Consider the following 24,795-nt stretch of genomic DNA (forward strand, 5'->3'; position numbering starts at 1 on the left):
CCTATGGAGATAAGCAATCACTCCGTATACCGCATCGAGCCCCTGTACAAGTCCTTTGTGTGGGCAGGCCATAAGCTCATCGACCGCTTTGGCCTGAAGACCGATCTGGAAAACGTCGGCACGATCTACAGCGTTCTTGCGCTTCCCGGCGAGCTCGATAACCCGGTGACGGGCATGGGCATGACGCTCTCCGAGCTTTACCAGACGCACCGCGAGCTCTTCGGCTGCTCCGACGAGGTGTTCCCCGTAAGGATGACGATCACGTGCAACGAGGGCTTCCAGTCCTACCAGTCCCACCCCGGCGATGAATACGCCATGGCGCATGAAGGTTGTCGCGGAAAGGTCTCCGGCGCGATCACCCTGGACGAGTCCGACGAGAAGGGCATGTGGCTCTTTGGCCATAAGCCCATGGACGCTAAGGAGTTCAGGCGCTGCATCGACGAGAAGGACTGGGACGCGCTCTTCACGAAGCTCGAGGTCAAAGACGGCGACTTCGTCCACACGCCCGCCGGCGTGATCCATGGCGGCTGGGGCTCCGGCAAGGTCTCCGCGACCTTCGGCACGAACAGCGACATCACGTACCGTTTCTATGACAACGACCGCAACGACCCCGCCCGCCCGCTCAGCATCGACGACGTCTGCGCCTGCGCGAGCTTCCCGGAGCTCCCCTTTAAGGCGGAGCGTCCGGAGGGCGTCAAGAAGGACGGCGTGACTCGATTTGTGTATCACGACGTCCCCGGCGAATACGTCGCCCTGCGTTACAAGGTCGACGGCGAGGCGTCTTTTGAGCACGACAGCTTCCTCTTTGTGACGTGCGTTGGCGGGAACGGCACCGTGTGCGGCGAGCCCATCTCGTTGGGGGAGACGCTCTTCATCCCTGTTGGGTACGGCCCGCTTGTGCTTTCCGGAAAGATGGACTGTATCGCAATCAGCTATCACGAAAAGAATGAGTGCGTCAAATGAGAAAGGTGACGATCATCGGCGCCGGCCGCACAGGCCGAGGGACATTCGGCGAGCTGTTTTTCTCTGAGGGCGGATTCGATATCGCCTTTGCGGACATCAACGCCGACCTCGTGCGCGCTCTCTGCGAGCAGGGATACTTCGTCACCAAACAGACCAATCTTGACACGGGCACGTTTAAGCAGGTTCGCGTCGAGGGTTTTGAGGCATATGATGTCCGGGCGGACCGTGGGGCCTATCTGCGCAGGCTTGCCGACTCGGAGTTCGTTGCGGTTGCGGTCTTCCCCGCTTCCTTTGACGCCGTGGCTCAAGACCTTGCCGATATGATTCGCCTACGAATTGATGAGGGCATGGCCCATAAGGCGGCGGTGATCATCGGCGGCAACTTTGTCGGGCTTCGCAGCTATTTCGAGGGTGCCTTGGAGAAGCTGCTTGACGCAGACGAGCTCGCCGTGCTCGACGATCAAGTCGCCCTCATTACCTCAAAGGCCAACCGTAAGGTGACCTTCTCGTCCGACCCGGACGCGGAGCCGCTCGCCCTTGAGGGGGACGATAAGCCCATTCTTCCGGTCGAGGACCGCTTCTTCTTCGACGAGGGGTATGAGTACCCGTCCTTTTTCCAGCGCTCGAATGATGTCGAGCTGAGCATGGCCGAGAAGATCTGGAGCGAGAATCTCCTTCACTGCTCGCTTGGCTTCATGGGTGCTTACAAGGGCTGCGAATACCTTAACGACGCTGCGTCCGACGAGCTCTGCGCTGACCTTGCGGGAAAAGCCTGGAGAGAGGGAAGGCGAGCCCTTGAGGCTGAGTTCGGCATCCCCGTGCCGGACGACTCGCTGCTCGAGACCATGCTGGGCAAGTTCAGCAGCCCTTATTTCCGCGATCGCATCGAGCGCGTTGTTAGACAGCCCATCCGTAAGCTCTGCAGGGGTGAGCGCTTCCTCGGTCCTGCACTGCTTTGCTTGAAGCACGGCATCATGCCTTTCTTTATTCTTCGCGCCGCCGCCTATGGGTTCTTTGTTCCCAATACGGGCGACGAGCAGGCCGCAAAGATCGAGGAGATTCTCGCTTCGATGCCGCTCGAGAATGCAGTCGTCACTATTACGGGTTTGAATCCGTCCGTTCCCGACGAGGCAATCGCCTGCCGTCTCTTGGTCGGTTTTGTCCAGGAAATTCAATGTTTGGAGGGGGCTGAGAAGCCCAAGCCTGCAGAAGGAGAGATAACCCGATGAGATTGGTACTTGCTGGGCACGGGCATTACGCTTCGGGCGTTGCATCTGCCGTCGCTATGCTTTCTGGTAATGAGGAAGCTGTATCGTTTGCCGATTTCACCCCGGTCGACTCGCCGGATGAGTTCGGTTCCCGCCTGAGAAACATCGCAGAATGTGGCGAGGCGGTTGTGATTATCTGCGATCTGGTCGGCGGCACCCCCTACAACCGTGCCTGCATGATTGCGCATGAGAACGACCAGGTTAAGGTCGTTGCCGGAATGAACTTGGCTGCGATCCTGGAAGCGGCCCTGAGCATTGAGGATGGGCCGAAGGCTTCGGAAGTCGTGGACCTTCTTTGCGCGTCGGTTCCCGGAGGAGTCGGGTTTTTTGAGGAAAGCGCCGGCCGGTCGGATATGATTGATGAGGAAGAGGACCTCTAGCATTGCCTCTGGTAGTACGCCTATGCCGGGGAAGTCGATCTTCCCCGGCCTTTTTTATTTGGACGGTGATTGCGCTGTTCACCACAAGGGTCAAGAGTCTCTACCCTAAATTCACCATGGCGGAGAGAAAGGTCGCCGACTATCTCATCATGAACGGCGACGAGATTGAGGACGTGACCTCGCACGAGCTCGCGCGGCGTCTCGACGTGGGGCAGTCGACTGTCATGCGCTTCTCGAAAAAGATGGGGTACTCGATGTTCGGCGAGATGATCGCCGATATCAAAAGCTCCGGTGATTTGAGCACCGAGATACAGAATGACGACGGGTTATTCACCGTTATGAGCAAGATCGAAGCAAAGTATCACGAGCTTCTAAAAGGCGTCGTAAGAAGCAATACCGAGGATAATCTGGCCCAGGCGGCCCGTCTTGTCGATGGGGCGGACACCATCATTTGCTATGGATGCATGGAGAGCGGTTTGTTGACGTCCCGCTTGTGTTGGTCGTTGGTCGGGCTTGGAAAGAACGCCTACTGCGATGCTGAGATTATCCAGGTTAAGCGACGCCTGCGGACGCTCGACCCGAACAAAGATCTGCTGGTTGTCGTCTCAAAATCGGGAGACAAAGTCGAACCGGTGGGGGTGGCGAAGGCCGCTGTGGCCAAGGGAATCCCCGTGTTAGCAATCTGCGACGCGTCGGATAACCCTCTCTCGAGGCTTGCGACCTCGAGCCTGCGCGTTATCGAGGTCGCCGACCGCTCGACGCCGATGACGTCAATGGGAGTGGACGCGGGCGTGATGCTCATGACCGATACGCTGGTCGCAAGCGTTTATCAGCAAGACCGCAAAAAGTATGCCGCCGCGTATCGCGGGGGCATTGTGGCGGCGTTCTCCGAGCGCCGCGAATAGCCGTCCGCCTTCCCACAAACCTATCAAGAAGAATCAGCCCCTGCACGGCGGACGCATCGGGGCCGAAAAAGCCCGGAATGTATCCGCCGTGGGGGAGTTGGGCACAAGGAAGGGCGCCGACCGCGGCAGAGCGCCCTTCCTAGTTACTGGTAGCGCAGCGCCTCCACGGGGTCGAGGCGGGCGGCGCGCCGGGCGGGGTAGAACCCGAACAGCACGCCGATGCCGCAGCAGATGCCCGCCGCCAGAAGCGCGGTCTGCGGTGTGATCACGGGGACGAGGCTCTCGTAGCCGAGGCTCGACCCGGCGAAGCCCGCGAGCAGCCATGCCGCGCCGTAGCCCACGGCGACGCCGATGACGCCGCCCGCGATGCAGATCGCGATGCTCTCGAGCAGGAACTGCGCTGTGATGTCCGCTCGCTTGGCGCCGAGCGCCTTGCGCAGGCCGATCTCGCGGATCCTCTCGGTCACATTGGTGAGCATCATGTTCATGATGCCGATGCCGCCGACTAGAAGCGAGATTCCCGCCACGGCGAACGCCATCAGGCGGAAAGACGACATCGTGCTCTCCAGCTGGTCGAGCATAGACTGGGCCGTCGAGACGTGGCAGTAGCCCTCCTCCGAGCTGCCGCCCCCGTCCGGGTCGGCCTCGGGGATGTTGTACTTCGTGCGCAGGTACGAGTCGGTGCGCTCGGCCACCCTGTAGATGTCGGCGTTCTCGCGAGCAAAGCCGAAGATACTAAGCGCGGCGTCGTCCTGCTGGCCGATCAGGCGGACTTTGGCCGTGCGGTAGGGGATGTAGGCCACGCCCCAGTCGCCCTGCATGCTGTCCGACTCGAGCGTGCCAACCACGGTATAGGTGTCGTTGCCGATGCGCACCGTCTTTCCCACGGCATCGGCGTCGGCTTGCCCAAAGAGCTTCTTTACCGAGGCCCCGCCGAGCACGACCACCATCGAGGACTCCTCGTTCTCCTCGGCGGTGAAGACCCGTCCCTTCTGGGCCTTCAGGCCCCTCGCCTCAAAGAATTTCTCGTCGCAGGCTATGATCGTCATCTCCTCGGACGAGGAGGTCGGGCTCGACACGCTCGACCAGGCGTTGGCGCAGCAGGTTATGAAGTCGTAGTCGCCGGCGAGGTCGCGGGCCATGGTCTCGACGTCTGCCTCGGTGAGCTGTCGGTTGTTCGGCGGCCAACACGTGATCTCGACCGTGCGGGCGGCGTTGAGGCCGAGCTGGCCCACAATGGCCGCGCGCATGCCGTCGATGAGCGACGTGAGCGCGATCACGGCGGCGATGCCGATTACGATGCCGAGGATGGTGAGCAGGGTCCGCATCCGGTTGGCAAGAAGTGCCGAGCCTGTCTCGTAGGCGAGGTCGCGCGCTTTCATACGGTGGGTACCTCCTTGATTCGGCCGGGCGCGAGCCGAGCGCTTCCGACGCCGCCCGTAAGCTGCTCCTGGACGGCGCGCTCCTGTTCGTCGGTGAGCAGCCTACCGTCTCGGATGTGCACGGTTCGGTCGGCCCAGGCGGCCACCTCCGCGTCGTGGGTAATGAGCACGATGGTCTTCCCGCGCTTCTGGAGGCGGCGGAAGGTCTTCATCACGAGCTCGCCCGTGGCGGTGTCGAGGTTGCCCGTGGGCTCGTCGGCGAGGATGATCGCCGGGTCGTTCACAAGGGCGCGGGCGATGGCGACGCGCTGCATCTGGCCGCCGGAGAGCTCGTTGGCGCGGTGGAGGAAGTGTTCCTCGGGCAGGCCGACTGCGCGCAGGGCCTTCCATGCCAGCAGCTCACGCTCGCGCGGCGCGATGTCGGAGTAGACGAGCGGGAGCATCACGTTTCTGAGCACCGTGGCGCGCGGCATGAGGTTGAACGACTGGAACACGAAGCCAAGGCGAGAAGAGCGCACGTAGGCAAGGTCGTCCTCGGAGAGCTCGGAGACCTCCACGCCCTCGAGGCGGTACGAGCCAGCGGTCGGGCGGTCGAGGCAGCCGAGCGTGTTCATGAGCGTTGATTTGCCGGAGCCCGAAGGCCCCATGATGGCAAGAAACTCCCCGCGCGCGACCTGCAGCGAGACGCCGCGCAGCACGGTGGTGAGGCCGGCGGCGGACTCGTAGATGCGCCAGAGGCCGGAGATGTCGATGACGGGGGCGGCCATGGCGCTACGCCGCCGTATCCGCCGCGGCGGTAGGCTCGGCGCCGTCGTCGGACGCGGACCCCGCGGCGTTCTCTGCGACGGGCGCTTCGCCGTCGGTCGAGACGGGGCCCGAGCCGTCGTTGGTACCCATGTCGGGGTCGGGCACCGAGTACGGGTCAAGAAGGACCTTGTCGCCCTCGTCGACGTTGCCTTCGATGGCAGCGGTCGTCTGGTTCGATGCCCTGACGCTCACAGACCTGCGCTCGGCGGCGCCCGTCTCGTAATCGGTGACGACCATGACGTAGGAGCCGCCCGCCTCGTCCATAGCCACGCAGCTCAAGGGGACCATGAGGGTGTCGGGCACGCTTTGGAGCATGATCTGGACGTTGGCCGTCATGCCGGGCTTGAGCTCGGCGGCAGGCTGGGGGATGAGCAGGCTGACGTCGTAGGTCACGACGCCCCCGCCGTGGCCGGAGGAGTCCTCGCCGCTGCTCGCGACGGTCGCGATGCGGGTGACCTGAGCGTCGAGCTCGACGCCGGGCAAGGCAGAGAAGGTGACCTTGGCCATCTGCCCGACCGAGACCTTCGAGATGTCGACCTCGTTGACCTGGACCTTGACCGTCATCTGCGAGAGGTCGGCGATCTGGATGAGGCCGCCGGCGTTTGCGGCGGAGTCGGTCGAGGCGCCGACCTGCGCGTTCATGGCCACTACCGAGCCGCCCTTGGGCGCGCGCACCGTGCGCTTCTCGGCGTTTGCGACGGCGATGCTGTAGGCCTCCTGGGCGTCGGAGAGGGAGTTGTTGGCGGACTCTACGGCGAACGCGGCCGAGTCGACGTCGCGGCCCTCCGCGCCGCGTTTGTACTCGACGACGTTTCCTGCTTCGTCCTTTACCTCCTCGACCTTGTTGTACGCCTCGAGCGTCGTGGCGTAGGCCGACTGAGCCTGCGAGACGCCGAGCTTTGCGTTGCGCACGCCCATCTCCGCGTCGCGAATCGCCTTGTCCAGCTCGTCGTTCTTTACGGTAAGGAGCACGTCGCCCTCCTGGACGGTGTCCCCTTCCGCGACGTTCACGGACTCGATGGTGCCGCCGACCTCGGGGTTCACGACGACGGAGGTCACGGGCTTGACTGCGCCGGAGGTCTCGACCGCCTCGGTAAAGTCGCCGCGGTCGACGAAGGTCGTCATGAGCTGGGGCGAGTCGCCGCCCCCGGCGTTCCCTGTGAACCTCGAGATGCCCCACGCGACGGCGCCCACGAGCACGATCACGCCGACGATGCCTCTCACGATCAGCTTCTTGCGCCTGCGCGCGCGGCGATGGCGCATGAGGCTTTCCATGGCAAGGCGCGCCTCCATGTCCTCCTCGGACTCGCCGAGGGTCCCGTCCGGGCGCAGCGTCTGCAGCGTTTCCTGGCTATCGTCGGGGGAAGTTCTCATTTGCGCGGGGTGTCCTGGCATCGTGCATGGCGACCTCCTCGGTACCGAGCATTGATGAGGGAAGCATACTTTTGGCATCCCTGACGCGGTATGCTGAGTGCTTGGCCTTCGGCGGCGAGAGGACGGTATGGCGCCATGAACGGTATTTCTCACAAAAACATCGCCGTGGTCTACGAGGACGACGTCCTGCTCGCGGTGGACAAGCCGGCGGGCATCCTGGTGCACGGGGACGGCACCGGCACGCAGACGCTGACCGACCTCGTGGCGGACCACCTTGTCACGACGGGCCGTCCCGACGCGCGCCCCCAGGCCGTGCAGCGTCTTGACGTGGGCACCTCCGGCCTCGTGCTCTTCTCGCTAGACAAGGCCACGCAGCCGGCGCTTGACGCGCAGGTGGCTGGTCACGCCATGGCAAAGCGCTACCTCGCCGTGGTCCAGGGACGCTTTCCCTCTGGCGAGAAGGTCATAGAGCAGCCGCTCGGCCGCGACCGCCACGACGCGCGTCGCATGCGCGTCTGTGCCCCCGGCAGGGGAAAGCCCGCCCTCACGCGCGTGCGTCGCCTGGCCTACGCGAGCGGGCGCAGCCTCCTGGCCGTGGAGCTCGGCAGCGGCCGCAAGCACCAGATCCGCGTTCACCTTGCCCACCGGGGCTTTCCCATTGTGGGAGACACGCTCTACAACGGGGCGAGAAGTGCCTCGGGCCTCCTGCTCCACGCCTTCGAGGAGGAGCTCGAGCACCCGAGCACCCATGAGCGCCTGCGCCTGCGGACGGCCTGGCCCGCCCGCCTGGGTGCGTGGGACCCCGCGCTCTGGGGCTAGCGCCACGAGCGGCGCGGGCTTCTCGCATGCTGTGCCAATACGGTGCCGTTGTAGCCGCATGCCGTCAGTTTGGGCCATACTTGTGGGGTGCGGCCGCTTCTGAGGGGGAGCTCCGCCTGGCAAGAAAATCGCAACCAAAAGGGGAGAGGGATTTCACATGCCTGGCACTATGCGTGGTGTCTACACCAACCTTACCGAGATTCGCCGAAAGGTCTTTGCGGGCGTCGCCCGCATCGCCTACGAGCAGGGGGAGGACTCCGAGGGAGATCTCCAGCGCCTGCCCTACGAGATCGTCCCCGGCGAGATCGCGACCTACCGCGAGTCCGTCTTCCTTGAGCGCGCTATCGTGTCTGAGCGCATCCGCCTGGCCATGGGCCTGCCGCTGCAGGGCGTCGACAAGCCGCAAAGCATGACCGACGGCATCATCGACGCCTCGGTTCCCGAGACCTACTACCAGCCGCCGCTGATCAACGTCATCAAGTTTGCCTGCAACGCCTGCAAAGACAACGTCTATGAGGTGAGCAACGCCTGCCAGGGTTGCCTCGCGCACCCCTGCCGCGAGATTTGCCCCAAGGGCGCCATCACCTTCAAGGACAAGAAGGCCTATATCGACCAGGAGAAGTGCGTCCACTGCGGCCTGTGCGCCAAGACCTGCCCCTACCACGCCATCCACCACTTCGAGCGGCCCTGCGCCGCGGCGTGCGGCATGGGCGCCATCGGCTCCGACGAGCACGGCCGCGCAAAGATCGACTACGAGAAGTGCGTGAGCTGCGGCCAGTGCCTGGTCAACTGCCCCTTCGGCGCCATCGCCGACAAGAGCCAGATCTTCCAGGTGATCATGGCCATCAACGCCGGGGACGAGGTCATCGCCGAGGTCGCGCCCGCCTTTGTCGGCCAGTTCGGCGGCAAGGGCAACGTCGACAAGCTCCGCGAGGCCTTCAAGCAGCTCGGCTTCTCCGGCATGGAGGAGGTCGCTCTCGGCGCCGACCTGTGCACCATCCAGGAGTCCGAGGACTTCCTCGAGGAGGTGCCCGAAAAGATCCCGTTCATGGGCACTTCTTGCTGCCCGGCATGGTCGGTCATGGCAAAGAAGGAGTTCCCCAAGAACGCCGATTGCATCAGCATGGCCCTTACGCCCATGACGCTCACCGCGCGCCTTATCCGCAAGCAGCACCCCAACGCAAAGATCGTCTTTGTCGGGCCGTGCTCCGCAAAGAAGCTCGAGGCCATGCGCGAGTCCGTGCGCTCCGAGGTCGACTTCGTCCTCACCTTCGAGGAGATGGCGGGCATGATGAGCGCCAAGCAGATCGACTACACCAAGCTTGCGGGCGAGGGGGGCGACTTCGACGTGGCTTCCGCCGACGGCCGCGGCTTTGCCGTGGCGGGCGGCGTGGCGACGGCCGTGGCCAACGCCATTCACAAGCGCTACCCCGAGCGCGAGGTCAAGGTGGCCAACGCCGAGGGCCTCGAGGAGTGCCGCAAGCTGATGAAGGACGCCGTCAAGGGCAAGTACAATGGCTACCTGCTCGAGGGTATGGCCTGCCCGGGCGGCTGCGTCGCCGGTGCCGGCACCCTCACCGCGGTGAACAAGACCGCCGCCGCGGTCAAGCGCTACGCGAAGACCTCGCCGCGCAAGAACGCCAACGAGAACTCCTACCGCATGCTCATCCCGGCCCTCGAGCGCGACGCCGACGGCAAGCACGCCGCCGACATCGACGAGGTCGCCGAGACCTTCGAGGCGGCCACGCCCGCAAGCCAGAACCAGGATACGGAGTAGAACCACATGCTCAAGGTCAGTCAGGCAATCCTGCACGTCTTCGACTTCGAGGAGGGCTCCGCCTACCTCTCAGACCAGCCCCTGGACCTGGAGTCGCGCGCCACGCGCTCCTACGTCCAGAGGCGCCTGCGCCGCATCGTGGCCAACGCGGAGTCAAAGCACGGCGAGTTCTCCCCGGAGTCGGGCTTTGCCGGCGAGCTTGAGCACTACCTTGGCGGAGGCACGGACTTCGTGTCCTTCTCCACGCAGATCGCGCAGTGGTTCTGGGAGGAGCTGCGCCGCGCGGAGGAGCTCGAGCAGTGCGACCTCCTGGTGGCGGACTTCCGCGACACCGACGAGGGCAAGGTCGACGCCGCCTCCACCGACGAGCAGGTGGATGCCGCCTTTGACGGCCCCGCGGGCAAGCGCTTCTTTGCCGTGGTGCTGCTGCCGCGCAAGCAGGCCTTCATGCACGAGGTGGGCGGCTCCACCAACGACATCACGCGCGTGGACACCACGCTGCCCAGCCCCACCCAGAAGGTGGACTCCTACGTGCTCGTCGACTGCGAGGCCATGACCATAGACTTCCACGACAAGGAGCGCTCCATCGGCGGCGCCGCGTCCATGGTCATCCCCGAGAAGTTCCTCCAGTGCGTGTCCTCCGCCTCTAGCCACGAGGTCATCGACGAAGTCAGCGTCATTGTGAGCGACATTGCCGAGGAGTACGGCCTCACGCCGGCCGTGGAGGTCTCCCGCGCCAAGGCCTACGTCGCCGAGAAGGCCGACCAGGACGAGGTCATCGAGCCCGCCGAGGTCGGACGCCAGATCTTCGAGGACAGGCCCGACGTGCAGCAGGTCTACGAGGAGCGCGTCCGCGAGGCAAGGCTTCCCGAGGAGGCCCCCGTGCGCCGCGGCGTGGCAAACCGCCTGACCAAGAGCCACAAGATCCGCACGGACACCGGGGTTGAGATCAGCTTCCCGTCCGAGCTTGCCGACAAGCCCGGCTACCTCGACTTCACCACCGATTCAGAGGGCCGCATCACCATCAGCATCGGCAACGTGGCCCAGATAGAGAATCGCTAGCCGAGAAGGGCCTCGGACGCGCCAGCCCTTCTCCCGGCGTAGCGTGACGCGTGTTGCCATGGGCGTGTGGTTTTGGTCAAAGTGAGTCTTCTCGGCTAGAATTGGAACGCATTCAGCTCAACCACACGCAGCTTCACCGTATCCAAGGAGACCGAATGTCGCGCAAGCGTATTGACTCTTCCGAGGTCGGACTGACCCCTAGGACCGTTACCCGCAGGGACGCCCTGCGCATCCTCATTGGCGCCGGCATGTGCGCCGTCCTTTCTCCCGCCATCGCCCGCGCCGCCACCACGCAGGAGAAGCTCGACGCGGCGCAGCTGAGCTACGACGAGGCCCAGTCAAAGCTTGACCAGATTGGCCAGGAGTACTCGGCCATTGCGGACCAGCTGAGCCAGACCCAGGCCCAGGTGGGGGACCTCTCCTCGCAGATTGACGCCAAGCAGGCCGAGATCGAGCAGAAGCAGACCGAGATTGACGCCAAGCAGGCCGAGGTCGAGGCAAAGCAGCAGCAGCTGGGCGAGCGCATGTGCTCTGCCTACAAGTCCGGCGGCTCCTCCGTGCTGGACATCCTGCTCTCCTCCGCGACCTTTGAGGAGCTCACGAGCAACATCTACTACCTCGACAAGATCAGTGCCGCCGACCAGGCCATGATCTCCGAGGTCAAGGACCTGAAGGCAGAGCTCGAGAGCCAGAAGAGCTCGCTTGAGACCGAGAAGGCCGAGCTCGAGAGCCAGAAGAGCGAGCTGGAGACCCTGCAGGCCCAGCAGGAGCAGCAGCTCGAGGAGGCCCAGGCCAAGCAGGCCGAGGCCCAGGAGCTGGTGAGCAACCTCAGCTCTGAGGTCAAGGAGCTCATGGCCCAGCGTGACGCCGAGCTCCTGGCCGCCCAAAAGGCCGCCGAGGAGGCCGCCCGCCAGGAGGAGCGCAGGAAGGCCGCCGCCGCGGCTGCCGCGAACAAGAACAACGGAAGCTCCGGCGGCTCCAGCTCCGGCGGCTCCAGCTCGGGCGGTAGCCAGACCATCACGGGCAACGGTAGCCTTGCCGCCGTGCAGTCGGCCGCCTACTCCGTGCCGTCCCCGGGCTCCGGCCTGTGCGCCGCATGGGTCACGCGCGTGTTTGCCGCGGCGGGCCTGAATGTCGGCGGCGGCAACGCATGCGACATGTACAACTGGTACTGCTACACGTCCGTCTCCAACATCCAGCCGGGCATGATCGTCGCATGCCCGTCCGCCCCGTACAGCTCTGCGGCCGTGATCTACGGTCACGTGGGCATCTACCTGGGCAACAACACGGTGCGCGACAACGCGAGCGGCCGTCTGCGCACGAGCAGCCTCTCTGCCTGGGTGAGCGAGTACAGCGTCACGTCCACCGTGCGCTGCGGCTGGCTGGGCGGCGTGGCGCTCTCGTAGCCCTCCCAAAAGGTTCGCACGACTCGGACGGCCCGAGCCCCTGCTGGTGGCTCGGGCCGTTTGCCGCAACTCGCGTGCCTTATCTCGCCGGGCGCTTGCATATGGCCCCCAGACCATTTACGGTGGCAGAAGACTTGAGGTTTCCCGAAAGGACCGGGCCGCCTTCCCGCAATCGACCCAAGAACTGGAGCAAGGGAAATGTCAGTGAGAAGAGCCGACCGCCGTGGCACGCCGCGCGGAAGGGACGGGCATGTGGCGCGCGTCGCTGCTGCGGCGCTTGTCGCCGTCTTGGTGCTGGGAGTGTGCGCCGGCGTGGCCGTTGCCGTGTCCGCGTCCTTCTCGGCTGCGCCTCCGGCGTCGGGCAACGGAGGCGGTAGGGAAGTGGTGAGCGACAAGGCGCAGCCCGAGGAGCCGGAGGCTCCCGCCGCCGATGACAGCTCCGGCGAGCAACAGCTTCCCTCCGACGACGAGCGCGCCGCCGACCTCGCCCTTGACCCCAACCGCCAGACCGACTGGCTCGACCACAGCAACGGCGAGAAGACCCTCTACCTCACGTTTGACGACGGCCCCTCCGCCAACACCGAGAAGGTCCTGGACATCCTTGACAAGTACGGCGCCAAGGCGACGTTCTTTGTGACGGGGCACGAGCCGGAGTATCGCCCGATGATCGCGGAGGCGTACCGCCGCGGCAACACCATCGGCATGCACTCCTACACGCATGACTACGCCACCATCTACCAGTCCGAGGACGCCTTCTTCGGCGACCTCTCCCAGGTGGCGGATGTGGTCAAGGAGCAGATTGGCTACGTGCCGTACCTCACGCGCTTCCCCGGTGGCGTCTCCAACACGGTGTCCGAGTCCTACTGCCCGGGCATCATGACGGCGCTTGCCTCCGACCTGCAGGCCAAGGGGTACCAGTACTATGACTGGAACGTGAGCTCGAGCGACGCCTCGGGCAACCACGTGCCCGTCGACACCATCGTGCAGTCCTCCTGTGCCTACGGCAGCTTCACCAACGTGATCTTGCTCTGCCACGACTCCGGCGCAAAGACCACCACCGTGGAGGCCCTGCCGCAGATCATCGAGTACTATCAGTCCCAGGGCTTCGTCTGCAAGGCCATCGACCGCTCGACCGTCGTGGTACACCATCACATCAATAACTAGCGAACCCAAAACGTGCGGGAAGGCGGGTCCGAGAGCCTTGCTCCGCGCGTTTTGGGTTCGGGAAATCGCGCGTGTCCGGCGCAATCCTGGGCCTATGTCAGCCGGAAGTTCAAGCCCCGAACCCAAATCGATATCCGTTTTGGGTTCGGGGCACTTTCATGCACGAAGAAACATTCATACCTTGATATGTACCAAAATTGTTGTTCCAACGCCGCCCAGTGGGCGCCGTTTGGCGCCAAACGGTATGCAATATCAAGATAGCAAATAAAAAATGAGATTCACTCTGATGGATTTACCACCGTTTAGCTGCTAAATCATCGTTTGCTGTCAAACATCCGTCAGCGTTCTGAAAGCTTGCCGCAAGGGTCTCGGCGGCGGGAAGACGCCGATTCCGCTAGGCTCTTCCCATGTCGATTCTTGTCTCACATACCAGCGCGTTGCAGCTCATGAGGCTGCGTGGGTACCCCGCCCGGGTCAAGGAGTGGAGCGAGTCAACCTCCTATGTTCCTCCCAAGCTGCCGGGGCACCAGAAGGTCATGCGCATCATCTCAGCCGACGACCTTCTGCGTGAGCTGCCCATGCCGCTCGATCTTCTCGTTCGCACCGACAACAACAGCCATACAACCGCCTTGGCCGACAAGCACGTGACGAGAAGCGCCTTCCCCCGCGATGCATTCGTGCGCCTCTCCGAGGACCTCTACTGCGTCGCGCCCGAGCTCATTGCCTTCCAGATGGCAAGGGGAGCTAGTGTCGAGCAGGTTGCCCTGTTACTCTACGAGCTCGTTGGCACCTATGCGCTTGATTGCGGCTCTTCCTATGGCATGACGCAGAGAAAAGAGCCACTGACAACCATCGAGGCGATATCCGAAATGCTGCTCAGGAGAGGTTCCACTCATGGCTCGAGGAAGGTCGGCGCGGCGCTGCCCCTCGTCGCCCCGGACTCGGGATCGCCGATGGAGAGCAAGCTTGCGCTGCGCATCAAGGCGCCCGTCGACCAGGGCGGGTGGGGCATGCAGTTTACCTCGATGAACCACAGCATGTGGCTTGGGCGGCTCTCCGGGCGCTTCGAGGAGCTCAAGCTGAGAAAGCCGGACATCCTGTTTTGCGGTACTCGAGAAGGCTCGGGGCCGAGGTTCGTTGCGCTCGAGTACCATGGAGCTTGGCACCTGCAGGACGAGCAGGTCAAAAAAGACGAGGTCAGGCGTAACGAATTTGCCGCAAACGGCATAAAGGACTACACGATCTTCAAAGATCAGTACGATGACCTCGACTACATGGACTGGCTGATTTCCCAGATAGGGGAGGAGCTGGGCATCTGCATGGACTATCTTGCCTGGGGCAAGAACCTGCGCGAGGACCTTTACCAGCGCCTCGAGAAAGCCCGTCCCCTGGGCCTTGCCGACGATTCCGCGGTGCGCCTCTCCGCGTAGGCGCCTGTCTGGGCGCCATTTTCACGTTTTGGGTTCGGCGCTGTGGCCAAGCGACAAAGACTCATTTGCAAAACTGCAGGTAGAGCAGTTGCTCGCTAATCGGCGGGATGCCTCTCTCCCGAAGCGCGAACCCAAATCGATATCTGAATTGGGTTCGTGGGCGGGGTGCAAAGAGAAAAGCCGCAGGAGAGACAAGGTCTCTACCTGCGGCTTTGTTGTGAGCGCTGTTGGCTGGGGTCAAAATCGCGAACCCAAAACGCAACGGAGGCGCAAATGAGGCCCCAACCTCTACGCGGCGTCCTCGAACTGGGAGTTGTAGAGCTCCGCGTAGAAGCCGCCCTTGGCGAGAAGCTCCTCGTGGGTGCCCTTCTCCACGATGTCGCCGTCGCGCAGCACGAGGATGACGTCGGCGTTGCGGATGGTGCTCAGGCGGTGCGCGATGACAAAGCTCGTGCGGCCGCGCATGAGCTCGTCCATGGCGCGCTGGATGAGCTCCTCGGTGCGGGTGTCCACGTTGGACGTGGCCTCGTCCAGGATGAGGGCGGGGCGGTCGGCCAGGATGGCTCGCGCGATGGTTACGAGCTGGCGCTGGCCCTGGGAGAGGTTGGTGCCCTCCTCGTTGATCACAAAGTCGTAGCCGTCGGCCAGCGTGTGGATGAAGTGGTCGCAGCGCGCGGCCTTGGCTGCGGCCTCGACCTCGGCGTCGGTGGCGTCGGGGCGGCCGTAGCGGATGTTCTCGCGGATGGTGCCGTTGAACAGCCACGTGTCCTGCAGGACCATGGCAAACTCCTTGCGCAGCGCCGCGCGGTCCCAGTCGCGCACGTCGATGCCCTCGACGCGCAGGTTTCCGCCGTCCACGTCGTAGAAGCGCTGGAGCAGCTTGATGAGCGTGGTCTTGCCGGCGCCCGTCGGACCCACGATGGCCACGGTCTGGCCGGGCTCGGCCACGCAGCTGAAGTCGTGGATGATGGTCTGGCCGGGCACGTACCCAAAGCGCACGTGGTCGAACTCCACCAGGCCGGGGCGCTCCTCGGCCACCTGGGCGTCTGTCGCCTGCTCCTCCTCCGGCGCAGCGAGAAACTCAAAGACGCGCTCGGTGGCGGCAGCCATGGACTGCAGCGTGTTGCCCACGTTGCCGAGCTGCTGGACCGGCTGGGTGAAGTTGCGGACGTACTGGATGAAGGACTGGATGTCGCCGGGGGTGGCGTTGCCCGTGAGGGCCAGCTGCGCGCCCACCACGACGACGCCCACGTAGCCCATGTTGCCCACCAGGGACATGAGCGGCATCATCAGGCCGGAGAGGAACTGCGACCTCCAGCCGGAGATGAAGAGGCGGTCGTTCTTCTCGTCGAACTCGGCCACGGCGGCGTCGGCGCGGTCAAAGACCTGGATGACGTTCTGGCCGGCGAAGTCCTCCTCGATGATGCCGTTGACGGCACCCAGGACCTGCTGCTGCTCGCGGAAGTACGGCTGCGAGAAGTGAATCATGACCATCATGATGATGGCGGCGGCCGGAAGCGTCAGCACGGTCACGCCGGTGAGCGGCAGGCTGATGGAGAGCATCATCACGAGCACGCCGAGGATCTGCGTGACCGAGGTGATGAGCTGCGTGATGGACTGGTTGAGGGACTGGCCCAGGGTGTCCACGTCGTTGGTGATGCGGCTGAGCACGTCTCCCTTGCTGTGGCCGTTGAAGTAGCTCATGGGCACGACGGAGATCTTGTGGGCGATCTCCTTGCGCATGCGGTAGCAGATCTTCTGCGTGACGCCGGTCATGAGCCAGCCCTGCACGAGGTTGCACGCGGAGCTCGCCAGGTAGAGGCCGAGCAGGAACAGCAGGGTCTTGCCGATCCAGTCAAAGTCCACGGCTCCGGTGCCGCTCACCTTGGCGACAAGCCCCTCGTAGAGCTTGGTAGTAACCTGGCCCAGCACCTTGGGGCCCACGATGTTGAAGATGACCGAGCAGATGGCAAAGGCAATGCCGAAGAGCACGGCCACCTTGTGCTGGCCCACGTAGCCCAGCAGCTTCAGCATGGTGCCCTTGAAGTCCTTGGCCTTCTCGACGGAGCGTCCGCCGCCAAAGCCGCGGCCGCCCATGGGGCCGCGCTGGCGCTGCTTGGGCATGACGGTCTTGGAGTTCTCGTCTGCCATTAGCGGCTACCCCCTTCCATGACCGCCGTAATCTCTTCCTGCGTGAGGCCGAGCTCCTTGGCGGAAAGCTGTGACTGTGCGATCTCCAGGTAGGCGGGGCAGCTGCGCAGGAGCTCCTCGTGCGTGCCCTGGCCCACCACCTGGCCGTCGTCCAGGACGACGATCTGGTCCGCATGCATGATGGTGGCTATGCGCTGGGCCACCACCACGATGGCGGCCTCCTTCTGCGTGCGTGCGAGCTCCTCGCGCAGGCGGGCGTCGGTCTTGTAGTCAAGGGCGCTGAAGGAGTCGTCAAAGACCACGACCTCGGGGCGCTTGGCCAGGGCGCGCGCGATGGAGAGGCGCTGGCGCTGGCCGCCGGAGACGTTCCCGCCGCCCTGGCTGATCTCGGAGCCAAAGCCGCCCTCGCGCTCCTCGATGAAGTCGGTGGCCTGGGCGATTGCCGCCGCCTCGCGCATGGCGTCGTCGGTCACGGACTCGCCGGCAAACTTGAGGTTGGACTCCACGGTGCCAGAGAAGAGCATGCCCTGCTGGGGCACGTAGCCCACGCGGCGGCGCAGCTCGGAGAGGGGAAGGTCGCGGACGTCGATGCCGTCCAGGGTGACCTTGCCTCCCGTGACGTCGTACAGGCGCGGGATGAGCTGCACGAGCGTGGACTTGCCGCAGCCCGTGGAGCCGATGACGCCCAGCGTCTGGCCGGCGTGCACGGTGAAGCTCACGCCGCTGATGACGTCCTCGCGGGCGTCGGGGTACTGGAAGCTGACGTTCTTGAAGGCCAGCTCGCCGCGAGGGGCGTCGGCGGCGAGAAGCTGCGGGCGCTTGGGCTCCTTGATGGAGCTCTGGGTGGAGAGGACCTCCTCCACGCGCTCGGCGGCCACCTCGGCGCGCGGCAGCATGACGGAGACCATGGTGAGGATCATGAACGCCATGACGATCTGCATGGTGTAGGAGATGAAGGCCATCATGTCGCCGACCTGCATCACGCCGTCGCTGACGCCGTGGGAGCCGGCCCATACGATAAGCACGGTGACGCAGTTCATGACCAGCATCATGAGCGGCATCATGAAGCTCATGGCGCGGTTGGTGAAGAGCTGGGTGTCCATGAGGTCGCGGGAGGCGTCGTCAAAGCGCTCGAGCTCGTGGTCCTGGCGGCCAAAGGCGCGGATGGGCATGACGCCGTCGAGCATCTCGCGGGCGACGAGGTTCACGCGGTCCACGAACTTCTGCATCTTCTTGAACTTGGGCATGGTGAGGCCCATGAGCACGCCCACCACGGCGCACACGGCGATGACGGCCACGCCGATGGTCCACTCCAGGCCCGTGTGGGTGGCAAGCACGCGCATGACGGCCACGACGCCCATGATGGGGGCCATGAGCACCATGCGGATGAAGAGGGTCGTCGCCATCTGGATCTGCTGGATGTCGTTGGTGCAGCGCGTGATGAGGGACGCCTGGCTGAACTTTCCGACCTCTGCCGGCGAGAAGTGCATCACGCGGTCGAAGGTCTGGCGGCGCAGGTCGCGCGCGATGGTGCAGGCAGTGTGGGAGGCCACGGCGCCCGTGAGGATGGTGGCCACCAGCGAGACGGCGCACAGGCCGAACATCTTGAGCGACATGCTGGCAAGGTAGGAGTTCTGCACGTCGGTCAGGCTGATGCCCTGGGCCTCGTACTCCTGCTGCACGTAGGTGACGGCGCGCTGCTTGACGATGGAGCCGCCCATGCTGCCCATGGAGTCGCTCATGGCGCTGGCGGCCTCGACGAGCTTCTCCTTGGGGATGATGCCCGCCTCGCAGGCGCCGCGGACGGTCTGCATGTCAAGCGTGCCCGTCATGCCGTCCGTCACGGTCGAGGCGTCCACGCCCTGCTCGAGGGAGAGGACTACGGTCTCGGGCAGGCTGATGGCGTCGCTGACGGCGCCGTCCTCGGCGCGGTCTGCCTCGGAGCCCACGTAGGTGCGGATGCCCTCTGCATCGGGCTCGGAGTAGGCGGCCTCGACGGTTGCCATGTCGTCCTCGGGCATGAAGAGCTCCAGGTCAGACAGGGACTCGGCGCGGATGGTGTCGGGCGCCGGGCCCTCTATGCCTCCCTGCTGGATGCCCACGTCCACGATCTCGCTCATGTAGGTGGGCAGCGCGAGGTCCGCGTTGCAGCTGATGACGATGAGCGCCACGGCGCACACCAGCGCAAGCACGTGGTTCTTAAAGAGCTTGACGATCCTCATGCGGCTGGCCTCCCTTCCTCTCTTGGTCTTGTTTGTCGGCGGCCTGCCGGGCCGCACGGTTGCCGTCTATGGTCTGGTTCACGCGACGGAGGATGCGCAGCATCTCCCGGGTGTCCTTCTCGCCGAGCTGGGCGAGAAAATCGCTGGCCAGCTCCTCGAACTCCGCCTTGTGGCGCTTGTCTTCCGCCCGTCCGGCCTCGGTGAGGCTTACGGTGACGCGACGGCGGTCGGCCTGGGAGTGCTCCCGGGTGACGAGGCCCTTCTCCTCAAGGGAGCGCAGCACGTTGGCCACGCGGGCGGAGGAGAGGTGGCCCAGCGCGGCAAGCTCGCTCGGGGTGAGCGGGCTTGCGGAACAGGCGAGCGCATGTATGACGCCATGCTCTCCGCGGCGGGCGTTTTGCATCCTCGAGCCCATGCGGCGGCCGAGCGCCCCGAACTCCTCCAGGACCTCCTGCGCCAGTGCGCGGAAGTCCTCGGAATTCCCTTCCACTGAAACCTCCTAATACTAGAAGCAAATAACGGTGTTAGATATTGCCTCGGCAGAGTGCCGCTAGTCCCGTGGCGCGCCCTTCTCCACGGGTCCCTCACATAGATGAAGGGCACCGTCCGGTCGCCGTGCGCCTCTATGTCACGCGTTTCTTGCAATTTGGGTGGTTCGCTGGGGACACCTGGCCTTAATGGACGTGTAACAATGGGCAACTAGAGTTTTCTCCCGTAAGCCAAGCACGCCAAACTACTAGACGGAAAGAGGCGCACATGGGCAAGGACAAGGTCACCGAGGAGTACGGAAGCCTCCTGTTCACGGATGCCGTGATGCAGGAGAGGCTTCCCAAGCCTACCTACAAGGAGCTCAAGCAGGTCATCGAGGAGGGCAAGAAGCTCGACCTGAGCATCGCCAACGAGGTGGCCCACGCCATGAAGGAGTGGGCGCTGGAGAAGGGCGCGACGCACTACGCGCACTGGTTCCAGCCGCTGACGGGCATCACCTCCGAGAAGCACGACAGCTTCATCACGCCCAAGGACGACGGCAGCGTCCTCATGTCGTTCTCGGGCAAGGAGCTCATCCAGGGCGAGCCGGACGCCTCCTCCTTCCCCTCCGGCGGCCTGCGCGCCACCTTCGAGGCCCGCGGCTACACCGCCTGGGACCCCTCCAGCCCCGCCTTCATCAAAGACGAGGTCCTATGCATCCCCACGGCCTTCATCTCCTACACCGGCGAGGCGCTTGACAAGAAGACCCCGCTGCTGCGCTCCCAGGTGGCCCTTGAGGGCCAGGCCAAGCGCGTGCTGGAGCTCTTCGGCCGTCCCGCCAAGCACGTCATGACCACCGTCGGCCCCGAGCAGGAGTACTTCCTCATCAAGGAGGAGGACTTCCAGAAGCGCCCGGACCTCATCATGTGTGGCCGCACGCTCTTTGGCTGCGAGCCGGTCAAGGGCCAGGAGCTCGAGGAGCACTACTTCGGCGCCATCCGCCCGACGGTCAACGCCTTCATGAAGGAGGTCGACGACGAGCTCTGGAAGCTCGGCGTCCCCGCCAAGACCAAGCACAACGAGGTCGCCCCCGGCCAGCACGAGCTCGCCCCCATCTTCGAGCAGGGCTCCCTTGCCATTGACGACAACCTCCTGACCATGGAGAAGCTCAAGCTCCTGGCCACCCACCACGGCCTGGCCTGCCTCGAGCACGAGAAGCCCTTCGACTACGTCAACGGCTCCGGCAAGCACAACAACTGGTCCATCTGCGCCGACGGCAAGAACCTGCTCGAGCCTGGCGCCCAGCCCAACGAGAACCTGCAGTTCCTCGTCTTCCTGGCCGCCCTCATCGCCGCCGTCGACACCCACGCCGACCTGCTGCGCATGAGCGTCGCCTCCGCCGGCAACGACCACCGTCTGGGCGCCAACGAGGCGCCCCCGGCCATTGTCTCCGTCTTCCTGGGTGATGAGCTGGACGAGATCGTCGAGGCCCTCATCCATGACGAGGCCACCGAGGCTCACGGCCGCACCCGCATCGACCTGGGCGTTCCCTCCCTGCCCACGGTCCTGCAGGACACCACGGACCGCAACCGCACGTCTCCCTTCGCCTTCACCGGCAACAAGTTCGAGTTCCGCATGTGCGGCTCCCAGCAGAACCTGTCCGACCCCAACGTGGTACTGAACACCGCCGTGGCCGAGCAGTGCGACGAGTTCGCCTGCGCCATGGCCGGCAAGACCGGCGACGAGTTCACCGCCTGCGCCCTGGCCTGGGTCAAGCAGACGCTCAAGGATCACCACCGCATCATCTTCGAGGGCAACGGCTACTCCGAGGAGTGGGAGCAGGAGGCCGAGCGCCGCGGCCTGCCCAACCTCAAGACCACGCCGGACGCCCTGCCCACCATGGTCAAGCCCGAGAACGTCGCCTTCTTCGACAAGTACGGCGTCCTCAACGAGGCCGAGGTCCACGCCCGCTACGTCTCCAAGGCCGAGCAGTACTCCAAGCTGCTCAACATCGAGGCCAACACCATGGTCTACATGGCCCGCTCCCTCTACCTGCCCGCCCTCTTCGACTACTCCGGCGACATTGCCACGAGCGTTGCCACCAAGGCCGAGCTGGGCATCGAGGCCACGGCCGAGAAGGAGCTCGTCAAGACCCTGACCAACGGCATCAACGCCATCTACGAGGCCACGGCTGACCTCGAGTCCAACAACGCCGACGCCCGCGCCATCGAGGACCCGCAGGCCCAGTGCGACGCCTACCGCGACTCGGTCATCCCGAGCATGGAACACCTGCGCGCCTCCGTCGACGCCATGGAGAAGATCTGTGGCGCCGACTACTGGCCCGTCCCCAGCTACAACAGCCTGCTCTTCTGGGTGTAGCCCCACGGCCCCATAGTCCATAGCACGACCCCCTGCGGGCGGCGAGAAGCGCGTTCTTCTCGCCGCCCGCCTCTCAAATTGGGGACGTGTTCGTTTTTGCGCAAAAGGGGGACAGGTTGCCACGCGTAAACCCCCTAGGGGTATACTGCTTGCAGTAAGCCGAGGCTAACTACTAGGGGAGAAACCAATGGGTCCAGCAGACATTGCCATCATCGCGGTCGTTGCCGTCATTGTCGTCGTGGCGGTCGTGCGCCTGGTGGGTACCACCAGGGGAACGCGCGACTGCTGCAGCGGCGCCAAGAAGGGCGCGGCCTCCGGTGGGTGCAGCTTCCCTGCCGTCGAGGTTGCCGACAAGGACGAGTCCCACTACCCCTACTCGGCCGAGCTCGGCATAGGCGGCATGTCCTGCGAGCGCTGCGTGGCCGCGGTGGCAAACGCCCTGGACTCCCTCGACGGCGCCTGGGCCACCGTCGAGCTTGCCGGCGGCCACGCCCACGTATGCTCCAAGGCGCCCCTCACCGAGCAGGCCTGCCGCCAGGTCGTCGAGCAGGCCGGCTACCGCCTCGTCTCCTTCCGCCAGGTAACAGGTAAATAACAACGTCCCTATTAACTGGTGGCGATGAGGCGGGGGAGGGCCGGCGCGAGGTCGGACATGCGGCCGCTCCAGATGGCGCGCTTGGGGCGGGCGTGACCCACGTAGATGGTGCGCAGGCCGCACTCGGGGTGGGCAAAGTCGCGCCGGGCGTCGTTTCCAACCATGAGGCACTCGTCGGGAGCCACGCCGAGCTTGCCGCAGAACTCCTCGTAGTAGCCGGCCCATGGCTTTGATCGCGTGCTGTTCTCGGCGCAGGAGATGAGGGCAAAGTCGTCCTCGTCAAAGCCCGCCCAGTGCAGGCGCGCGACGTCGCAGGCGCGCGAGACCACCGGGTTGGTTGCCAGCGCGCAGACAAGCCCCAGGTCATGGACGCAGTCGACGGCCTCGTGCGCCCCGGGCATGGGCTGGGCGCGCACGATGCCGCCACCCATGCGCGGCACCACGGTGCGCTCGTAGCAGCAGATCATGTCCGCGATGGCCGGGTCGTCCAGGGGAATCCCCGTCTGCTCGAAGACGATCTTGTTGATGAGCTGCTCGTTGGTGAGCCTGTCTCGGCGCGTCTCCGCCTCCACAGCAAGCCAGGCCCGGGCGTAGGCAGCCATGATGTTCACGCGCACCTTGCCGCTTGCCCGGCACAGCAGCCCTGACGCCCCGTTTACGTACCGGGCGAGAAACGCGGTGAGGTTGAGGCTCAGGAGGGTGTTGTCCAAGTCAAAGAGAACGGCGCGAATCACGTGCGGGCCACCTTTCCCAACATGCGAAGTACCTGCGAAGAAGGACAAAAAACACAAAAGCGAACCTTGAAAAGAGCGTACCCATAACGTTACTCTAGAACGCGTGTGGGCATAGGGTCCGCACAAACGTATCTGTCGGCCCCCGAGAGCATGCAAGTTTCCGAGTAGACGCCACACGGCACTGCAGGCAGCGACCATGACGACCGGGGCCCCGTTGTTCGAAAGGGGTCCACCTTTGAGTGAGATTCAGAACTCGTCCATCTTTGCGTTGGATGACATTTCCGACGAGGAGATGAACAACCTCATCGACGGCACCGTCACCGACTTTGATGAGGGCGATCTTGTCACCGGCACCGTCGTCAAGATCGAGCGCGACGAGGTCCTGCTTGACATCGGCTACAAGTCCGAGGGCGTCATTCCTTCCCGCGAGCTCTCCATCCGCAAGGATGTCAACCCGGCTGACGTCGTTGCCATGAACGACGAGATCGAGGCTCTGGTTCTCCAGAAGGAGGACAAGGAGGGCCGTCTCGTCCTCTCCAAGAAGCGTGCCGAGTACGAGCGCGCCTGGAACGCCGTCGAGGAGAAGTTCAACTCCGGCGAGACCGTCGAGGGCGAGGTCATCGAGGTCGTCAAGGGCGGCCTGATTCTCGACATCGGCCTGCGCGGCTTCCTGCCCGCCTCCCTCGTCGACCTCCGTCGCGTCAAGGACCTCAACGCCTACATGGGCACCCGCATCGAGGCCCGCGTCATCGAGATGGACCGCAACCGCAACAACGTCGTCCTCTCCCGCCGCGTCGTGCTCGAGGAGGCCCGCAAGGCCGAGCGCCAGGAGATCCTCTCCAAGCTCAAGGTCGGCATGCGCCTCAAGGGCACCGTCTCCTCCATCGTTGACTTCGGTGCCTTCGTGGACCTCGGCGGCATCGACGGCCTGGTTCACATCTCCGAGCTCTCCTGGAACCACGTCAACCACCCCTCCGAGGTCGTCAAGGTCGGCCAGGAGGTCGAGGTCCAGGTGCTCGACGTCGATCTGAACCGCGAGCGCATCTCCCTCGGTCTCAAGCAGACCACCGAGGATCCTTGGCGCACCCTCGTCAAGAAGTATCCCGTTGACGCCATCGTCGAGGGCAAGGTCACCAAGCTCGTCACCTTCGGCGCCTTCGTCGACCTTGGTGACGGCGTCGAGGGCCTGGTCCACATCTCCGAGATGGCCAAGCAGCACGTCGACCAGCCTTCCCAGGTCTGCACCGTGGGCGACACCGTCCAGGTGAAGGTCATGGAGATCGACCTCGACCGTCGTCGCATCTCCCTGTCCATGAAGGCCGCCGCCGAGACCCTCGGCACCGAGGTTGAGGTCAAGCCTCTCCCCGAGTCCGAGAAGCCGGCTGAGGCTGCCGAGGAGACCGTCGAGGAGTAACCTCCTTCAGGCTCCCAGCACCAAGCAGGTTCAAGGGCCGTCCCAATCAGGGGCGGCCCTTTTTGTGTCCAGACTTGCATGAACGGTGTGTTTTT

20 protein-coding genes are annotated in these 24,795 nt (G+C 64.4%); 13 read left to right on the plus strand and 7 right to left on the minus strand.

The genetic code is table 11. The annotated features are described in order from the left end of the window. The first annotated feature begins 3 nt into the window (after positions 1 to 3). From DXV50_RS01580 to DXV50_RS01595, 4 genes are read left to right on the plus strand one after another with little or no spacing between them, the layout of a single operon-like run. A complete protein-coding gene (locus tag DXV50_RS01580; protein ID WP_117204473.1) occupies positions 4 to 963 on the plus strand; it encodes a class I mannose-6-phosphate isomerase in 960 nt (319 codons plus the stop codon). Next, a complete protein-coding gene (locus DXV50_RS01585; protein ID WP_117204474.1) occupies positions 960 to 2,192 on the plus strand; it encodes a mannitol dehydrogenase family protein in 1,233 nt (410 codons plus the stop codon). The genes DXV50_RS01580 and DXV50_RS01585 overlap by 4 nt, the downstream gene beginning before the upstream one ends. Beyond that, on the plus strand, positions 2,189 to 2,611 hold the full coding sequence (locus DXV50_RS01590) for a PTS sugar transporter subunit IIA (RefSeq protein ID WP_117204475.1): 423 nt from the start codon (positions 2,189 to 2,191) through the stop codon (positions 2,609 to 2,611). The genes DXV50_RS01585 and DXV50_RS01590 overlap by 4 nt, the downstream gene beginning before the upstream one ends. A 2-nt stretch (positions 2,612 to 2,613) precedes the next feature. Then, a complete protein-coding gene (locus DXV50_RS01595) occupies positions 2,614 to 3,516 on the plus strand; it encodes a MurR/RpiR family transcriptional regulator (RefSeq protein ID WP_117204476.1) in 903 nt (300 codons plus the stop codon). A gap of 143 nt (positions 3,517 to 3,659) precedes the next feature. Here DXV50_RS01595 and DXV50_RS01600 read toward each other — a convergent pair whose 3' ends face one another. Genes DXV50_RS01600 through DXV50_RS01610 form a run of 3 tightly spaced genes read right to left on the minus strand, consistent with a single transcriptional unit; the run spans position 3,660 to position 7,079 of the window. After that, positions 3,660 to 4,898, minus strand: coding sequence for an ABC transporter permease (locus DXV50_RS01600; protein WP_117204477.1), 1,239 nt, complete (start codon positions 4,896 to 4,898; stop codon positions 3,660 to 3,662). Next, positions 4,895 to 5,665: an ABC transporter ATP-binding protein gene (locus DXV50_RS01605; RefSeq protein ID WP_117204478.1), complete on the minus strand. Its 771-nt coding sequence runs from the start codon at positions 5,663 to 5,665 to the stop codon at positions 4,895 to 4,897. The genes DXV50_RS01600 and DXV50_RS01605 overlap by 4 nt, the downstream gene beginning before the upstream one ends. Positions 5,666 to 5,669: 4 nt before the next feature. Then, positions 5,670 to 7,079 (minus strand): efflux RND transporter periplasmic adaptor subunit, encoded by a 1,410-nt coding sequence (locus tag DXV50_RS01610; protein WP_157966948.1) that lies wholly within the window; start codon positions 7,077 to 7,079, stop codon positions 5,670 to 5,672. A gap of 135 nt (positions 7,080 to 7,214) precedes the next feature. Between DXV50_RS01610 and DXV50_RS01615 the strand changes: the two genes are divergently transcribed. The 6 genes from DXV50_RS01615 to DXV50_RS01640 all read left to right on the plus strand — a co-directional run bounded on the left by DXV50_RS01615 (position 7,215) and on the right by DXV50_RS01640 (position 14,737). Further along, positions 7,215 to 7,898 (plus strand): RluA family pseudouridine synthase, encoded by a 684-nt coding sequence (locus DXV50_RS01615; RefSeq protein WP_117204480.1) that lies wholly within the window; start codon positions 7,215 to 7,217, stop codon positions 7,896 to 7,898. Positions 7,899 to 8,055: 157 nt separating this feature from the next. Then, on the plus strand, positions 8,056 to 9,675 hold the full coding sequence (locus tag DXV50_RS01620) for a 4Fe-4S dicluster domain-containing protein (protein WP_117204481.1): 1,620 nt from the start codon (positions 8,056 to 8,058) through the stop codon (positions 9,673 to 9,675). A gap of 6 nt (positions 9,676 to 9,681) precedes the next feature. Continuing rightward, positions 9,682 to 10,737, plus strand: a complete 1,056-nt coding sequence (locus tag DXV50_RS01625; protein WP_117204482.1) for a nucleoid-associated protein — start codon at positions 9,682 to 9,684, stop codon at positions 10,735 to 10,737. Positions 10,738 to 10,892: 155 nt separating this feature from the next. After that, on the plus strand, positions 10,893 to 12,143 hold the full coding sequence (locus DXV50_RS01630; RefSeq protein ID WP_117204483.1) for a coiled-coil domain-containing protein: 1,251 nt from the start codon (positions 10,893 to 10,895) through the stop codon (positions 12,141 to 12,143). 204 nt (positions 12,144 to 12,347) lie between these two features. Further along, positions 12,348 to 13,307, plus strand: coding sequence for a polysaccharide deacetylase family protein (locus tag DXV50_RS01635; RefSeq protein WP_157966949.1), 960 nt, complete (start codon positions 12,348 to 12,350; stop codon positions 13,305 to 13,307). Between the two features lie 407 nt (positions 13,308 to 13,714). Continuing rightward, entirely contained in the window at positions 13,715 to 14,737 is a 1,023-nt protein-coding gene (locus DXV50_RS01640; RefSeq protein ID WP_117204485.1) for a hypothetical protein, read from the plus strand. A gap of 288 nt (positions 14,738 to 15,025) precedes the next feature. Here DXV50_RS01640 and DXV50_RS01645 read toward each other — a convergent pair whose 3' ends face one another. The 3 genes from DXV50_RS01645 to DXV50_RS01655 are packed head-to-tail and all read right to left on the minus strand — an operon-like array spanning position 15,026 to position 19,600. Continuing rightward, the gene (locus tag DXV50_RS01645) at positions 15,026 to 16,888 is read right to left on the minus strand and encodes an ABC transporter ATP-binding protein (protein ID WP_117204486.1); all 1,863 of its coding nucleotides are present in this window, start codon (positions 16,886 to 16,888) and stop codon (positions 15,026 to 15,028) included. Then, positions 16,888 to 19,110, minus strand: coding sequence for an ABC transporter ATP-binding protein (locus DXV50_RS01650; RefSeq protein ID WP_117204487.1), 2,223 nt, complete (start codon positions 19,108 to 19,110; stop codon positions 16,888 to 16,890). Before DXV50_RS01650 ends, DXV50_RS01645 begins: the two co-directional genes overlap by 1 nt. Then, positions 19,088 to 19,600, minus strand: a complete 513-nt coding sequence (locus DXV50_RS01655) for a MarR family winged helix-turn-helix transcriptional regulator (protein WP_117204488.1) — start codon at positions 19,598 to 19,600, stop codon at positions 19,088 to 19,090. Before DXV50_RS01655 ends, DXV50_RS01650 begins: the two co-directional genes overlap by 23 nt. A gap of 266 nt (positions 19,601 to 19,866) precedes the next feature. Here DXV50_RS01655 and DXV50_RS01660 point away from each other — a divergent pair, with 266 nt between their 5' ends. Both DXV50_RS01660 and DXV50_RS01665 read left to right on the plus strand, forming a co-directional pair. After that, positions 19,867 to 21,957, plus strand: a complete 2,091-nt coding sequence (locus DXV50_RS01660) for a glutamine synthetase III family protein (RefSeq protein ID WP_117204489.1) — start codon at positions 19,867 to 19,869, stop codon at positions 21,955 to 21,957. Positions 21,958 to 22,144: 187 nt separating this feature from the next. Continuing rightward, on the plus strand, positions 22,145 to 22,552 hold the full coding sequence (locus tag DXV50_RS01665) for a heavy-metal-associated domain-containing protein (RefSeq protein WP_117204490.1): 408 nt from the start codon (positions 22,145 to 22,147) through the stop codon (positions 22,550 to 22,552). Between the two features lie 11 nt (positions 22,553 to 22,563). Here the strand turns inward: DXV50_RS01665 and DXV50_RS01670 are convergent, their stop codons facing one another. After that, entirely contained in the window at positions 22,564 to 23,286 is a 723-nt protein-coding gene (locus tag DXV50_RS01670) for an HAD family hydrolase (RefSeq protein ID WP_117204491.1), read from the minus strand. Positions 23,287 to 23,521: 235 nt separating this feature from the next. Here DXV50_RS01670 and rpsA point away from each other — a divergent pair, with 235 nt between their 5' ends. After that, positions 23,522 to 24,700, plus strand: coding sequence for a 30S ribosomal protein S1 (gene rpsA, locus DXV50_RS01675; protein ID WP_117204492.1), 1,179 nt, complete (start codon positions 23,522 to 23,524; stop codon positions 24,698 to 24,700). Positions 24,701 to 24,795 lie beyond the last annotated feature (95 nt).

It is taken from the genome of Paratractidigestivibacter faecalis, assembly GCF_003416765.1.
Taxonomy (GTDB): domain Bacteria; phylum Actinomycetota; class Coriobacteriia; order Coriobacteriales; family Atopobiaceae; genus Paratractidigestivibacter; species Paratractidigestivibacter faecalis.

Coding starts and splice junctions, on each gene's coding strand:
- DXV50_RS01660 (WP_117204489.1), top strand. CDS start 19,867: ATGGGCAAGGACAAGGTCACCGAGGAGTACGGAAGCCTCCTGTTCACG.
- DXV50_RS01605 (WP_117204478.1), bottom strand. CDS start 5,665: ATGGCCGCCCCCGTCATCGACATCTCCGGCCTCTGGCGCATCTACGAG.
- DXV50_RS01630 (WP_117204483.1), top strand. CDS start 10,893: ATGTCGCGCAAGCGTATTGACTCTTCCGAGGTCGGACTGACCCCTAGG.
- DXV50_RS01640 (WP_117204485.1), top strand. CDS start 13,715: ATGTCGATTCTTGTCTCACATACCAGCGCGTTGCAGCTCATGAGGCTG.
- DXV50_RS01620 (WP_117204481.1), top strand. CDS start 8,056: ATGCCTGGCACTATGCGTGGTGTCTACACCAACCTTACCGAGATTCGC.
- DXV50_RS01580 (WP_117204473.1), top strand. CDS start 4: ATGGAGATAAGCAATCACTCCGTATACCGCATCGAGCCCCTGTACAAG.
- DXV50_RS01645 (WP_117204486.1), bottom strand. CDS start 16,888: ATGGCAGACGAGAACTCCAAGACCGTCATGCCCAAGCAGCGCCAGCGC.
- DXV50_RS01585 (WP_117204474.1), top strand. CDS start 960: ATGAGAAAGGTGACGATCATCGGCGCCGGCCGCACAGGCCGAGGGACA.
- DXV50_RS01600 (WP_117204477.1), bottom strand. CDS start 4,898: ATGAAAGCGCGCGACCTCGCCTACGAGACAGGCTCGGCACTTCTTGCC.
- DXV50_RS01615 (WP_117204480.1), top strand. CDS start 7,215: ATGAACGGTATTTCTCACAAAAACATCGCCGTGGTCTACGAGGACGAC.
- DXV50_RS01650 (WP_117204487.1), bottom strand. CDS start 19,110: ATGAGGATCGTCAAGCTCTTTAAGAACCACGTGCTTGCGCTGGTGTGC.
- DXV50_RS01590 (WP_117204475.1), top strand. CDS start 2,189: ATGAGATTGGTACTTGCTGGGCACGGGCATTACGCTTCGGGCGTTGCA.
- DXV50_RS01610 (WP_157966948.1), bottom strand. CDS start 7,079: ATGAGAACTTCCCCCGACGATAGCCAGGAAACGCTGCAGACGCTGCGC.
- DXV50_RS01665 (WP_117204490.1), top strand. CDS start 22,145: ATGGGTCCAGCAGACATTGCCATCATCGCGGTCGTTGCCGTCATTGTC.
- DXV50_RS01625 (WP_117204482.1), top strand. CDS start 9,682: ATGCTCAAGGTCAGTCAGGCAATCCTGCACGTCTTCGACTTCGAGGAG.